The sequence below is a fragment of the Chitinophaga sp. genome (genome assembly GCF_036569125.1).
GTDB lineage: Bacteria > Bacteroidota > Bacteroidia > Chitinophagales > Chitinophagaceae > Chitinophaga.
Genome location: NZ_DATCRF010000044.1, coordinates 1 through 14,708 on the forward strand (window position 1 = coordinate 1; position 14,708 = coordinate 14,708).

The following is a 14,708-nucleotide window of genomic DNA, read 5'->3' on the forward strand; positions in this document are numbered from 1 at the left end:
TTACAGGGAAAGCCCCCCTGCCATCAACCTACGCCCGGAAAGTCATACGTAGTATAAATAAAGGTAAAATTGAGCATGCGTTCGCTGGCATCACTCTGGCCAGGCTGTTTAATGCATTGATACCAAATGCTACATTACGGCTGGTCGATAAAATGTCCCAAAAAATGTTTAAGCACCAGTAATTAAATGGTTCGCAGGCATTTTAGGCAATATGAACGCCGACCTCACTCAAAACGTCGTTTGCTATAAATCCAACCCTATAAACTTTTATGGTCCGCTATAAAATAGAGAAAGGCCGCCTCTTACTTTTGAGACAGCCATTTCTCTTTTTACTTTAACTTTTTACTGTTTCACAACTTTCATCGTTTTGCTTTGAGCGCCTTGCCTGATACTGATATAATAAACACCAGGTTTCAGATCCTGACCAAGCTGGTAGTAGGCGCCGGCATTTATTCTGGCAGAATAAATCACGCTGCCGGTGTTATTAATAATAACCAGGAACGCGGGCGCCTTTGAGGAAGAGGTCATTCTTACATTAAACACACCATTGGATGGATTGGGGAATAAGTCCGTTGTAAAATCCAGCTTACCGGGGCTGCTTAATTTGTTGCCGGGTACTGCCATCATGCTTTGGCTGGCCATCATACTTTGCAGGGTATCCCCGGGCGCTAAGGTCCGCACTTCAATAGCCGCTATGGAGCCGCTGTAAGGATCATACAATCCTTTCTTGGGATAGAAGAACACCTGTATCAATCCTGCATTGTCTGCTTTTGCCCGGATGGTTTTTATAACAGCGGTATTCAGCTTGTTGCCTGCGGCCTGGTAGATATTAAAGTCCGTAAGGCTATCCAGGCCATTGGTGGCTTTTATGCTGAAGATCCTGTTATTTTTCTGCGCATCCTGTGGCTCAACAAAGTGCATGCGGATAGTATAGAACGTATTAGGTGTAAGCCCACGCAGGTAATAACGCATCTGGGTAACATTGTCTTTAAACATGCGCAGGTACTCATATACCTGCGGAGGAGCGGGATCCGTTACCTGCGACACATCTACGGGTGCATCCACCTTTTGTACCCAGGTATAACCTGCATGCCAGCGTTTATCCGTACCCGTTGGCCCTTCCGGAACATATTGCGCAAAGGTGGTATTGGCATACGGACCAGCAGGTGTTTGCGTGGTGCCTGCGTTGATGCCATAAACAGCCGATTTGCTTGTCTTTAAAACCTCTATGCAGTAATCATCCACCCATACCGTACCGGGGCCTAATTTAGCCATCCAGTAGGTGAGCCCTGTTGCATTGTCAGGTACGGTAAGGGTATCTCTTATCTGGGCCCAGTTGTCCTGGTAAGCAGCCACATTATACACATCTCTTCCAGTGGTGGCGCCCGTAGCAGCACCCTGGTTATCTGCAAACCCAACGCCGTATCCTGCCCACCAGGGATAGCCATCAGCGCCTCTTTCTACTTTGATCCATTGGGTAAATACAATGATGCTGCCGCCTCTTACAGGTATGGAGCCTTGTATGTTCACACTGGTCTTAGTCGTGGTGAAACCCAGTGTGGCGGCTTTATCGCCGGTGTGGCCTTTGCCGCTAACGGTGTACACAGCGCCCACAGTAGGGGTCGTATCTTTATATGCTACCCAGTTGATCATGCCGCTTTCAAAACCATAGTTGGGTATGCCGCCACAGGAATCAAACGGCGCCACTGTTACCGGCAGGGTAGCTGAAACGCCCGATCCGTCCTGTGTATTAACGGTAATATTTAACGTGCCCTGTTTAATAGCGGTGATAAAACCGGTACTGTCAACCGTGGCTAATGCGGTATTGGAGCTGCTCCAGGTTAGTTTTTTAATAGAAGTATTGGCCGGCAGGAAGGTAACATTCACCCGCAGGGTATCCCTCTCTCCTATGGTGGCCGGGGATGGCTGCAAGGTAAGGCCGGTGGCCAGTACATTCGCTACATGAATATTGGCCTGTGCAGCAATAGCAGCATTGTCTGCCGACGTGGCTTTTACGATCACATCACCTTGTCTGATACCGGTAATAGTGCCGTTGCTGCTTACTTTGGCTACGGTTGTATCTGAGGATGTCCATACCACTCCTTTATTGCTGGCCTTTGCCGGGTTGATGGTGGCATTCAGCTGCAGGGTAGCTCCTACAAATACATTGGCAGCAGTGCTATCCAGCGTTAAAGATGTAACAGGCACATAAATAACCGTATAGGTTTTGGTTGCTGTAAAGCTGCTTTCCACAGAGGTAGCGGTAATGGTAACGGTACCAGCCGCTTTTCCTGTTACCACCCCGTTCAGGTCTACCGTAGCTATGGCGTCATTGGATGACCGGTATACCAGGTTCCGGTTGGTAGCATTGGCCGGTGTGGTAGTTAGCTTCAGCGTGTCTTTATAATTTATATAAAGATTGCTGCTGTCTGATTGAATGCTGATCCCCTGCAGTGGTATGATGCTGGCTTCAAGGGCGGCTATGGCAACACTGTAAGGATCGTTGGTGGTTCCTTTGGGAATAAAGTTCACCGTTACTAAGCCTGTATTGTCTGCTTTTGCCTGCAGGTTGCGGGTGATCACTGTATTCAGCTTATTGCCGGCTGCCTGGTAAATGTTGAAGTTAATGAGGCTATCGCTGTTGGTCTTCACGTTAAAGATCCGGTTGGCTTTGTCAGCATCGCTGGGTTCAATAAAGTGCAGGCGCAGCGAATAGTTGGCATTGGGTATCAGGTTGCGGAAATAATAACGCAGCTGTGTTACATTATACCTGGATACGCGCATATACTCATATACCTGGCGGGGCGCCGGCGAGGTTACCTGGCTCAGGTCCACGGTTGCGGTGATGCGGGAGCTTCCTGTATACCCTGCATGCCATAGCTTATCAGTGCCGCTGGGCCCTTCAGGTACATATTGGCCGATGGTGGTATTCTGATACGGTGTTGCCGGATTCCCGGTTGTTCCTGCGTTAATGGCTATTACAATGGTATTCACTACCAGCTGTACGGTTTTAGTGAAGCCGCCGTCTGCCGCAGAAATGGTGAGGGTGGTGGTTCCCAGCTTTAAGCCCGTGACTATGCCCTTGGCATCTACGCTTGCAATGGTGCCATCCGCCACTGACCAGTTAAGGGTTTTATTAGTGGTGTTGGATGGTATAACAGTAACGGCTATTTGCTTTGGCGTATTCATGGTGCCAAATACCACACTGTCTACCGTAATGCCGGTTGATATTGTTGGTGGAATGACGACCATCTGCCGCGTAGCTGTTTTTCCTCCATCGACCGATGTAACGGTAATGGTGGCGGCGCCTGCGTTGATGCCGCTTACATTCCCAAAGGGATCCACTTTAGCGATGGCCGTATCAGAGGAGCTCCAGGTAACAGATGGATTGCTAGGATAAGTGGGTGTAAGCTTCACGTTCAGCTTAACGGAATATCCTTTTACAAGGGTATCTGATGCGGAGTTGATGATTTCCACCGACTGTACAGGGCCAGCTGTGGGGGAGCCGAAAAAGATGCCATTCCCGTGAGCGGAAATAAACATTCTCCCCTTATTGTCGGCTGTAATATTCGGGGCTACGCCCGGCAAACGGTCCAGGATGGTAGTCCAGGTGCGGCCCGTATCGTCTGATCGGAAAGCGCCATAGTAAATGCCGTTGATGGGAAGGGCCTGACTGGTCGCATACAAAGCCAGGTGTGCATTGGGTGTGGTATCGGACATGGCAACCGCTATCCATTTCGGTTTAAAATTATCGCCGCCTACTTTGGTGAATGTTCTGCCGGTATCTGTGGTATGATAAAGCGCGCTGAACTGGGGATATGCTTCATTGTGATAGGCGATCCATACATCCCCTGTTTTCCCCGGCGTTACTTCAACATTGGAAGTAGTGGCATATGCTGAGCCGTTTGAATTGTTGCCTGAGTTGGCGGTAAGGCCGTCGGCAGCTGTTTTCTGGAATGATCTCCCGCCATCTGAACTTACAAAGAACGAGCCGCGGTCCCAGATATAGAAATAATCACCGTTCACCTTATCCGCTACAAGATGGTTCTCCCCGGGATACAGCATCCACTGTGCGCCGGCGGGTAAGATACCGGAAGCAAGGCCGGTGGATTTTGTCCAGGTGTTGCCCAGGTCTTCCGACCAGTACAGGTTGCCCAGGCTATTGCCATCCATTTGGGTTAGCCAGAGGATATTCCTGCGGTTAGCGGATACGGCTACACGTCCGCGTAAACCGGGCGATTTTGCAAACAGCGTGTAGGTATCGCCACCATCGGTGGAATAGCCTGCGCGTGATTTGCTGAGATCTGTAGTTTCAGGACCATCGCAGCCAACGCGAACAACAAAATCAGGATCGGTATACTGGAAGGCCACCCCCTGCATATTAAACGCAGAAAAGATGTTGCTGTTCAGGGCTGTGTAGGAAACTGCGCCCTTGTTCAACGGTTCGGTAAGGGAACGGTGGTGGGCGCCTCCAACATCTGCGGTCACCGTAAGCAACAGGTTCTTGCCGCTGGGAGGAACCACCATGGGGCCCGTTACCATGATCTCTTCCAGGCCCACTACGCGGATCTTCCAGTTAGCAGGCGATGCAAAGATATTATCAGTAGAAAGCACATCCAGCATATCATTGATCCATACCCTGTCCGGGTAAAAAGGATCCCAGGTGAAACCATAAGCATTATGCCCCGGGTCGTTATACGGCAGGCCATCATTGGGTGAGTGCGGCGCTTCCGTATTATCGCGGGAGATTATTCCCGGTGTATAGGAACCAGGCGCGCCTCCCCTCCTTGAAATATAATAAGGATCTTTTTGCCAGCTGCCGCGGGTACCTACAATGATATCATCTGAATTGGCAGGGTTTACCGCCACTTTAATGAAGTATCTGTCGCCTTTAACCGGATCCGGTTCTAAAGTTACAGGAGAAATATCCTGCCAGCTGCCGTTCTTATACTTGTAAACGCCTTTTTGTAAATTCTCTGCCCCGGCAGTTACGTACAGGGTCCCATCTGCGTGAATAACGGCCCGCGTAGGATACAGGGGGCTGTTGCTCATCAGCGTGAAAGAACCGCCGCCGTCTTGTGATACATATACTCCTGCAGAACGGCCGATATAGATCCTTTTGGTAACCTGCTGGCCGTTGACGGTAACAGTGCCGGAACTTTTGTCAAAAAGAATAAAAGCGCAGGAACCCGGCGTGGTGATATCGCTTACCTGCGACCAGCTGCTGCCGGCGTTCTCTGATCTCAGGGCGCCATTCTGATCTGTAACAACCCATACAATATTACTATTGGCGGGGTCCACCAGTATCCGTTCTCCATAAGCCTGCGTACTGTTAGGGTGTACAACAATGGGTACATGCAGGTCCGTCCAGCTATCGCCCCTGTCGGTACTTTTCAGGATAGTGCCCACTGCACTTGAACCTTTGCCAGGGCCGGAACCGGCGCTGTTCTCCACAGTAGCATACAGGATGTTGCCGGTAGCATCATTCGGATCTACCCCGATGCTGCCGCAACGCTGGCTGAATTCCCAGCTCCAGTAGTTGACCGGGAGTTTTTCAAATAACATTAAATGTTCCCACTTCTGCAGGTTCTTATTCCACCGGTAGGGCGTGCCTACATCGGTGGTAATGAAATAAAGGTCGGGCACTTTGGGATGCGCTACAAAAGAGGGTAATGCACCGGACCCTCCTATCCGTACCTGGTTCCAGGTATATGTTTGCGCGTGTGCTCCCCGCGAAAGGCTGAGATAAAAAAATGTTAGCAATAGGAGGTAGTAGATCCTTTTCATGTTAGTGGAATTTTTAAGGGTTTGCATAACGTGTTCATTACAAGCGTATATTAATTCCAGCCATTTTGAATGTCTTTAGCTACGTTGGGATTATAATTTTTCTCTACATCGGGAATAGGGAACAGCAGGTGCTTATCCTGGAAAGGTTGTGTGCCCACGCCCGGTTCCGCCGCTTTTTCCGCGTTGATGGTTTGTTTGATAATTCCCCATCTCAGCAGGTCAAAATACCGGCATTGCTCCCCGCATAATTCCAGCTGGCGTTCGCGCATCAATATTTTCATGGCATTGTCCTTATCGCCTAATGTGGTATACAAAAAGGCATGAGAGCGGGCGCGCACACTGTCTATCAGCGCCAGCGGCGCATTGCCGGTATTGCCTTGCTGGATCTGCGCTTCGGCCAGCATCAGCATCACATCCGCCAGGCGGATCACCTGCCCGTTGATAGGACTTTTTGGATCGCCATATTTTTCCACCAGGTTGTAATACTCATATTTCTTCCAGCGATAGTCGCCCTGCGGATCAGTAGCATCAAAAGGAAATGCTTTTGCACCGGTAGTGCATTGCTGGCAATACATGGTATCCCCGCCGGAAGCGGCAGTGCCATAAAAGGTGGAGCTGGCGCGGGGATCCGTGTACGGCTGGCCCGTTGCGGGATTGGTGTAGGTGAATGCTTTCACAGCGGAATTGCTGATGTACACGTTCTTCCAGTCGTTCCAGCCATATTCCATAGCGCGGCCGCTATGCGTTTGCTTACCTACCTGCTCTGCACCGTTGCCGAACATGTAGTAAGGCGATCCAATGCCCCAGTCGGTCCACTGCTGGTTCATGATCTGGAAAATGTTTTCCGGCGTGGTCTGATTGGTGGTACTGAAAACATTATCAAATGAGGGATCCAGCTTGTACGCGTACGGGGCGCCCATCAGCTTCTCAAATTCGGTTTGTGCAGGGCCCCACTTTTTCTGGTACAGGTACACCTTTCCCAGCAGGGCTATCACCGCGCCTTTGGTTACCCTGCCTAATTCTGCAGCAGGATATACGGTGGGCAATTCCGTGGCTGCTTCAGCTTCTGTGAGGTCTTTTTCTATCTGCTTCCACACATCGGCAGCAGGGCTGCGGGATAAATAGTTGTTATTAAGTGTGGTTTGATAGTCGGTATATAAGGGCACATCGCCCCATAAAGTCACTAAATGAAAATACGCATATGCCCGCAGGAACTTTACCTCTGCAAGGTATTGATTCAGCTTGGCGCGATCGGCCGTGGCCGTGGGATTCCAGGCTGCTGCCCGGTCTATCACCAGGTTGGTCCGGAAGATCATGCGGTAAAGGGAGCTCCATAAGGCGCTCTGATCTGCGTTGTTGGTGCCAAAACTGTAATCGCCCAGCTCCTGCTCTGCGCCCAGTAAAAAGCTGGCGCGTTTGGCTTCATTGCCCATCAGGTCAAAAATGTAATAATACTCCCTGGCCCACAACCCGGGATGCAATAGCGTAGCGTAACTGGCAATAGTGGCCTGGTTCAGCGCCCCGATGTTGGTGAAATAGGTATCGTATGCGTAGGCGCTCTGGTCCACCAGGTCAAGGCGCGATTTTTTACACCCGGCAGAGATGGTCACCAGCGCAGCTATCAGCAGTAATTGATGTATATGCTTCTTCATAAGATCACGTTTAAAAATTAAAACCCTAATTGAATGCCTGCCAGGAAAGTTCTTGGCTGCGGCACCTGTCCCTGGTCAATACCGCGTGCAAACAGGTAGTCGCCTGCCACTTCCGGATCATAGCCGGTGTAGTTAGTGATGGTAACTAAGTTTTGCGCTGCTATGTAAATGCGCAGCGATTTAATGCTGCCCTTGATCACATTGTTTAACATGGCTACCGGGGCGTTGTATCCGATAGTAATATTCCGTAAACGCAGGTAGCTGCCGTCTTCCAGCCACCAGTCGGATGGGCGGAGGTTACCGTTGCCGGTCACGTTCTGGCCTATACGGGGCAAAGCAGCTACGTCGCCGGGTTTACGCCAGCGGTCGAGAATATCGGTGCCGGCATTGTGCCCGGTAGACATGAAGCTGGTATTTAATTTTAAGCCATTCAGGAGCTTTAATCCGCTGATGCCTGACAATACCAGGTTCAGATCAAAGTTTTTATAGGTGATACCGGCGTTGATGCCGTATATGTATTTGGGAATGGCATTGCCTAATATTTCCTGGTCCTTTGCGTTCACCACGCCATCGCCATTAATATCCTTATAAATAAAATCACCCGGCAGCAAACCATCCTGGTAGGTGGCATCCGGCCGGCCTGTTTTCTTTGCTGCTTCCTGGTTAAGGGCTGTTATTTCAGCTGCATCCCGGGCCACATGATCCATCCGGTAGCCGTAGAAAGAGCCTATGGCACTGCCTGCAGCCGTGTAAGTGGTGGCAGGTACCGGCGTAAAGGCGCCGGCCTGGATAGGCGCAGAGAACTGATCGCCTAATGACAATACTTCGTTGTGGTTAACAGATCCGTTTACGCTTACATTAAAGCTAAGGTTGTTGCTGATCTTATCCGCATAGCCGATGGTAAGCTCAAAACCTTTATTACGGGCGTTAGCTGCATTCACGGTTTTTCGTGGCTGCGTACCCGTGGGGCTTACGCCAATGCTGGCAGGCAGCAGGGTGGTTACCAGCAAACCGGTACTTTTACGGTCATACCAATCCGCTTCCACGGTAAGGCGGTTATTCAGGAAGCCCAGGTCTATACCTATATCCGTTTGCGTGGTTTGTTCCCATTTCAGATCCGGGTTGCTTAAGGTGGTTAGCGTGGTGCCGGATACAAATGTTTCCGTACTGCCCAGGGAGTACACCAGTGCGCCGCCGGGTGTGCCCTGGTATGTTTTTGCAGTATTCAGAAAGTTGGGGATATTGTTGTTGCCGGTTTGCCCCCAGCTGGCGCTCAGCTTACCGTTTGACAATATGGGCAACGCGTTCTTCATAAATGCTTCTTCTGAAAAGCGCCAGGATAAACCTACGGCAGAAAAATTACCGTACCGGTAGTTGGAACCGAAGTTGGAAGCGCCATCCCTGCGGTAGCTGGTGGTGAGGATATATTTATCATCATAAGTATAATTCAGGCGGCCGTAGTAGGAGATCACAGAAGGGCGTGCATAGTTGGAATAGCTATTGGTAACGGATTGGGAAGAGGCTACCCCCACATTGGGAATGTTATCATTGGGCTGCCCGGTACCCCGGATGGTGGAGGCGTTCGTGATGCCCGGATCAATATAGCTTTGCCCTGCGATCAAAGACAGCTGGTGATTGCCAAGCAGCTTGTCGTACGACAAATAATTTTCCAGCATGTAATACGAGTTCTCTGTAAAACCCAGCGTTGACTGGCGGGCCTGGTTCAGGAAATTGGATGCCTGGTATTGTTGCTGATAGCTGTTGCTCCGGCTGGAGTTCACCTCTGCTGCGAACTGTGAACGGAATTTTAATCCATCAATGATCCGTACTTCACCTGATAGCTGCGGGAAGAAAGCCAGTGATTTGGTAGTTTGACTTCTCATGGCAATCTCCTGCATCGGATTCACGGCATTGCTGAAGTCATCGATGTTGGAGAGGATAGAATATCCGCCCTGGATGGATGGGTCCAGGATAGGTTTATAGGGCGCGTATTGTATGGCATTCAGGATATTGGCGTAGTAGCCTTTGGCTACATATTGCCGTACGATAACGTTTTGCGTAAAGCGGAAGCGGCCCAGCGTTTCCTCAAGGCCGATGCGTGCCTGGAACCGCTTGTTGGTTGCATTGTTTAAGATGGCCTGCTGATTGATATAGGTGGCAGAGATGCTATAGTTCACCCTTTCTCCACCGCCGCTGATATTCAGGTCATTCTCAGATACCAGGGCCGTACGGAAGATGGCATCCTGCCAGTCGGTGCTGTCCTGTAAAACTGCCGGTGTGCTGAATTTTGCCGGCAGCACGGTATTCTTGGTAACGGCAAGATCCTTCAGCGCATCCACATATTGCGCTGCATTCAGCAGGTGCAGCTGTTTCCAGGCTTTTGCGAAACCCCATTGAGAGGTAAAGCTAACGCGGGGCGGACCGGTCTTTCCTTTTTTGGTGGTGATGATCACCACGCCATTGGCGGCTGCGGAGCCATAGATAGCGGTGGAAGCCGCATCTTTCAGGATGGTGATGCTTTCTATATCCTGTGGGTTGAGCGTATTAAAAAGGTTTTTGGTGCCCTGGATCCCATCTACCACATACAGGGGATTAATATCGGTGAAGCTGCCGGTACCCCTGATAATGATCTGCGCATCGGCGCCGGCGCTGCCGCTGCTTTGCAGCACCTGCACACCTGCTGCTTTACCAATAAGCAGCTGCGAGGGATTGGTGGCGTTTACCGCACCGGCTTCTTTCACTGTTACTACGTTAAAGGCGCCTACCACATCTTTCTTCCTGGCAGTACCATAACCAATAACAACAATGTCGTTCAGGGCCGATACGGTTTTAACAAGGCGTACGGAAAAGGTAAGCGTGGCGCCTGCTTTCAGGGATACATTGCTCAGCCGCTGGGTTTCAAAACCCACGTAAGAAACGCTGATGGAGTATTGCCCTTCAGGCGGTAACCCGGAGAAACGGAATACGCCATTGCTGTCGGTTACCACCCCGGCGCTGTACTTTGTTTTTTCATTGAGCGCCACTACAGAGGCATTAGGGAGCAGGTCGCCCCGGTCTGTGCGCACGGTGCCGGTTACCTGCATGCGGCCCTGTGCCCGGGTGGTGATTGAAATGCCTGATATCAACATGACAAGTATCAGGAAAAGCCCCCATTTTGGTCGATAGAACATCTTCATAACTGGAACGTATTTTTAAAGTGTAAGGCATAGCAAGCCCCGGGGCGCTAACGGCGCCCATTGTGGATGGAACTATATTGGTGAATTATTTCCTCTTAATTATAAATCCGCTATCGTTCCGGATCAGCTTCAGATTATTGGGAAGCGTTAAATCAGTCAGTATCTTTTCCAGCGAGTCTGTTTTCTCAAATTTGCCATCGAAATAGATCTCCGTCACGTCTGAAGGATAATAATAGATGGCTATTCCATAGTAATTACTCAGCTGGTCCAATACCTGCGACATTGGTTGATTACTGAACTTATACCAGTCAGGCTTCGTAGAGCCAGCCCCGTTATTGCCCGCTTTTACTAATGCATCCGTGCCCCTGGTATTGAAATCAGCCACCAAAGCTTTTCCCGTTTTGCGGTAGTATCTGAGCTCTTTACCAGGCGTAAGCACCACATCGTTAATGACTTTCTTTTTATTAACAGCTCCCTGTACCAGCACTTTCCCGCTGTTGAGCCGTACGGTGATCAGATCTTCGCCCGGGAGGGCTTTCACATGAAAAAAGGTGCCCAGCGCGGTCGTATATAGTTCCCCGCTATACACAACGAAGGGATGTAATTTATCGGCGGCTACTGTAAAATCGGCTTCTCCTGTCAGGTATATGTTCCTGTTTTCCCTGAATTGTTTGTTATAGATCATGGTGCCTGCCGGCAGCAGCCGTACTACAGAACCATCCGGCAATACAATGGCCATGGCTTTCCGGCTGGTGTTGGTGGTGAGCTGCTGCTGTTCAACAGGAATGGTTATGGTCATTTCCGGGTTAGCGGCAGCCATCTTTTGCTGGTCACGATTCCGCAGCAACAGGGCGCCGCCGATCAGTACACCGGCTGTTACAGCAGCAATGGCCAGCCGTTTGATCCATACCTTGCGGCTATTGGCCGATACTGTTTGCTGATGAATATTTTTCAGCCACAGCTGGGAAACGATCTCCGGAAAGTGGCCGTCTTCCTGTAATTGCAGGAACTCCTCTTCCGGCAGGTATTTTTCCAGCAGGTCCGGATGCTCCTGCAGGTAGCTGGCTACCTGGCGGGCTTCTTCCGGTGTGCATTGATTGCTGAAGAACCGTTTCAGTAATTCATCATTGATCATAATATACGGCTGATAGATAAGTAATACGTTTGTGGTGCGCGAACTACGTAGTGTGATCCAAAAATATTTTAAAACCGGCCCAACCAGGCCAGGAGAGAGATAATGAGCCCGAGATAATGCCGGATCTGTTTAATGGCCTGGAAAATATGCGTTTCCACTGTTCTGGATGACAGGGACAGCTCATGTGCGATCTGCTGGTAGCTCATGCCTTTAAAACGGCTCATTTCAAATACCTTGCGGCGCATTGGCGGCATTTCATTTAATGCATTTGCCAGCTTTGCCTGTAATTCTTTTTCCGCCAGCTTTCCCCAGAGGTCATCTACCGGCAGGGTATATTTGTCTATAACGTGGATCACCTTTTCCTTGTAGATAGTTTCCTTGCGGAGAAAGTCGATCAGGGTGGTGCGGGCAATGCGGAACAGCTGCAGCTGTATATTGAGGTCCTCTGTGAGATTTTCGCGGTAGTTCCAGCATTTAATGAAGGTGAGCTGCGTTACCTCTTCTGCAATGAAGGATGACCTGGTTTTCTGGAGAATAAAATAGTATACCCTTTTGTGCCAGGCATAGTACACTTCATTAAAAACCAATAAGTTACCTTGCTTCAAAGCAGCGATAGTATTCAAAACGTGGCCATTTACCGCAGCAATTTAAATAAATAAATGTGGAAATTCCTAAGGGTGCGGGGGATGCGGTCCGGGGGAAAAGTGAACTTTTTTGCCGCTGTTCCGTTTTGTACAATTTTAAGGATCCCCACGGTCCTACCTTTACACCATCGATCACAAATTAAACCGCCAAACATGAAACCGAAATTTTTTAATCAGTCAAAGAAGCTGCTCCTGGTAGCAGCACTAGCTATCTTTTCAATCTCCCAGGCAACAGCAGCCGTTAGCGAGGAGCTGATCAGAGCATTTAATCACACCTTCCCGGATGCCCGGTATGTAAGATGGACAGAAGACCATGACTACCAGGTTGTTTCCTTTACACTGAATGACACCCAGTGTAAAATATGCTACAGCAAAGAGGGCGCAATTGTTTATTCATTAAAATACATGCAGGAAAACGATCTGCCTTTAAAACCGCTGATGGCCGTGAAGAAAAAGTATAAAGACAAACAAATTGTGGGTGTTGTGGAGCTAACCAATGCGAACGGCGTACTGTATGAATTGACAATTAGCGATAACAAGAAATGGTACGTGGTAAGAGCCGATGCCCAGGGTGGTATAGTATATACCAGGTATGCTTTTAATAAGCCGGTGTAGGATCTGGAGGGATCCATATCCTGCAACCTGCCGGGTTAAGCGCGATCCAAATGTTTTTGGAATCGCGCTTAACCCGGCAGTGGTTTAGACTACATTAGTAAAACTTACCCGGGCTACATTAGCCTTCGCGCCAGGTACATTCCTTAAGTGAAACACGCGGATTGCCTGCTGGCCTATACCTGGGATGTTACCGTTGATAATATATCTGTCTATAACGTTGTAGGTGGCGCCAGGGCCCATAAGGTCCTCTGTTTCGCCGGGAAAATATTTCTTAGCCGGGTGCGGGCGCTTTACTTTCGCAGTCCCTTCAAAGATCAACAACGCAAAGTTATCATAAGCTCCGAATTTGCCTTCAGCTATGTCGCTCCACATTGCTTTTACTTTGCCCAGGTTTAGCTGTGTGCTGGTGAGTGCATCAAAACGTAAGGAATTTTCGCTGCCGCTTATCCAGCCGGACTTCAATTCAAGCCGGTATCTTCTCCCTGTTATTGGGGTGGCTGCTTGTTGCGCATACCCATCCCGTAAAACCTCCGCAGTTTTTACCAGCAATTTTCCAAAACCCGTAGAGGTATCCGGCTGTTGCAATCCCCGCAGGTAGCTGTTTAACGGCAGATAGAAATAACTGGTATAAAGGCTCATGGCCAGCGTTTCCTCAGAATCGTGTACACATTTCTCCAGGCAATAGGCAAGCTGCGTTTCCGGTTTATAATTAAAGGTAGCGTCGTGACTCATTCCTGCGATTGTATTTCCGCTGCTCCTTTCTTCAATAATTGCATTATATGTGTAGTCATGGAGGCTATCCCCCTTGCCGGCCTCTGCTCCATACCTTTCCTTCCATCCATTTGTAGCCCTGTCTAAATGCCCCAGTATTTCCCAGGCATTATGCACTTTGGTCTTTAATTGCTTTCTGTGTTGCTTGTCCGCTGCGTCTAAGTTTGCGCCTTTTAACGCATTTAATTGCGCCCAAATGCTGTTTAAAACCTGACGCCCTTGTTCATAAAAAAAATCCTGCGGCTCATCATTTAACTCCGATAGGGGGAAATCATGTGTTTTACCACCTCCAAAGTTGACTCTTATTGTGCGACCGACCAATTGAACAACATTCCCTTTGCTGGCAAATTGCAGGGCAGGCTTTAATTGAAATGGCATTACAGTTGCTGCACCGGCTGCACTATTGTTGTATGCAGGCAATGAGAATTTCGGAATATCCGATCCAAACCGGTCCTCCCTGGATAAAGGTGCATCCTCCTGTTGAGGGCCGGCTTCCATTTTCTGAAGCGGTATTACTGCAGGATGGGATATTCCCAAACTGCCTGCATGATGAGCTATTCCATAACCGGAAGGTCCGGGAGTTTTGGTAGTGCTTGTCTCCTTAGACATAAAAAAAGGTATTCGGTCCCATAGGTATATGAATATACGGTCCGCAGGCCTGATAGGTTTTAAAAACCTGCCAGGCTTTTGTGCTTTTTAAACCTGTTAGCTCTAAAGTATACTAACAGTTTCAGTATTGCATTTCGTTTTGCATCCTGTTGCAATAAATAGATAAGCCCCCTATACTCCCCCTGTAAGCCTTATATACGCTCCCTATAAGCGCTCTCTTATAAGAGGGGGCTTATATACGTGTTATAAATATGTTGTTGAGCGTTGTAGTATTACTTATTATTGCCACCGTAATTTATTTCATACACCAAAATCATAA

General features: G+C 49.2%; 8 protein-coding genes. 2 read left to right on the forward strand and 6 right to left on the reverse strand.

Going from position 1 to position 14,708, the window contains the following annotated elements:
• Nucleotides 1-182: hypothetical protein (locus tag VIM87_RS01415; RefSeq protein WP_331995243.1), on the forward strand; the 182-nt coding region annotated here is incomplete at its 5' end.
• A gap of 160 nt (nt 183-342) precedes the next feature.
• Here VIM87_RS01415 and VIM87_RS01420 read toward each other — a convergent pair.
• From VIM87_RS01420 to VIM87_RS01440, 5 genes are all read right to left on the reverse strand, one after another.
• Nucleotides 343-5,787 (reverse strand): Ig-like domain-containing protein, encoded by a 5,445-nt coding sequence (locus VIM87_RS01420; protein WP_331995244.1) that lies wholly within the window; start codon nt 5,785-5,787, stop codon nt 343-345.
• Between the two features lie 50 nt (nt 5,788-5,837).
• Nucleotides 5,838-7,439, reverse strand: a complete 1,602-nt coding sequence (locus VIM87_RS01425) for a RagB/SusD family nutrient uptake outer membrane protein (RefSeq protein ID WP_331995245.1) — start codon at nt 7,437-7,439, stop codon at nt 5,838-5,840.
• A 17-nt stretch (nt 7,440-7,456) separates the two neighbouring features.
• Complete coding sequence (locus tag VIM87_RS01430) at nt 7,457-10,615, reverse strand: TonB-dependent receptor (protein ID WP_331995246.1); 3,159 nt, start codon at nt 10,613-10,615, stop codon at nt 7,457-7,459.
• 85 nt (nt 10,616-10,700) lie between these two features.
• Nucleotides 10,701-11,750, reverse strand: coding sequence for a FecR family protein (locus tag VIM87_RS01435; protein WP_331995247.1), 1,050 nt, complete (start codon nt 11,748-11,750; stop codon nt 10,701-10,703).
• A gap of 68 nt (nt 11,751-11,818) precedes the next feature.
• Complete coding sequence (locus VIM87_RS01440; protein WP_331995248.1) at nt 11,819-12,355, reverse strand: sigma-70 family RNA polymerase sigma factor; 537 nt, start codon at nt 12,353-12,355, stop codon at nt 11,819-11,821.
• Between the two features lie 192 nt (nt 12,356-12,547).
• Between VIM87_RS01440 and VIM87_RS01445 the strand changes: the two genes are divergently transcribed.
• Nucleotides 12,548-13,009, forward strand: coding sequence for a hypothetical protein (locus VIM87_RS01445; protein WP_331995249.1), 462 nt, complete (start codon nt 12,548-12,550; stop codon nt 13,007-13,009).
• Between the two features lie 84 nt (nt 13,010-13,093).
• On the opposite strand, the gene VIM87_RS01450 is transcribed toward VIM87_RS01445, so the two are convergent.
• Nucleotides 13,094-14,278 (reverse strand): hypothetical protein, encoded by a 1,185-nt coding sequence (locus tag VIM87_RS01450; RefSeq protein ID WP_331995250.1) that lies wholly within the window; start codon nt 14,276-14,278, stop codon nt 13,094-13,096.
• Nucleotides 14,279-14,708 lie beyond the last annotated feature (430 nt).

What these genes read in the sequence shown, in the direction of transcription:
- VIM87_RS01420 (WP_331995244.1), bottom strand. Translation starts at nt 5,787, where the DNA reads ATGAAAAGGATCTACTACCTCCTATTGCTAACATTTTTTTATCTCAGC.
- VIM87_RS01425 (WP_331995245.1), bottom strand. Translation starts at nt 7,439, where the DNA reads ATGAAGAAGCATATACATCAATTACTGCTGATAGCTGCGCTGGTGACC.
- VIM87_RS01430 (WP_331995246.1), bottom strand. Translation starts at nt 10,615, where the DNA reads ATGAAGATGTTCTATCGACCAAAATGGGGGCTTTTCCTGATACTTGTC.
- VIM87_RS01435 (WP_331995247.1), bottom strand. Translation starts at nt 11,750, where the DNA reads ATGATCAATGATGAATTACTGAAACGGTTCTTCAGCAATCAATGCACA.
- VIM87_RS01445 (WP_331995249.1), top strand. Translation starts at nt 12,548, where the DNA reads ATGAAACCGAAATTTTTTAATCAGTCAAAGAAGCTGCTCCTGGTAGCA.
- VIM87_RS01450 (WP_331995250.1), bottom strand. Translation starts at nt 14,278, where the DNA reads ATGGAAGCCGGCCCTCAACAGGAGGATGCACCTTTATCCAGGGAGGAC.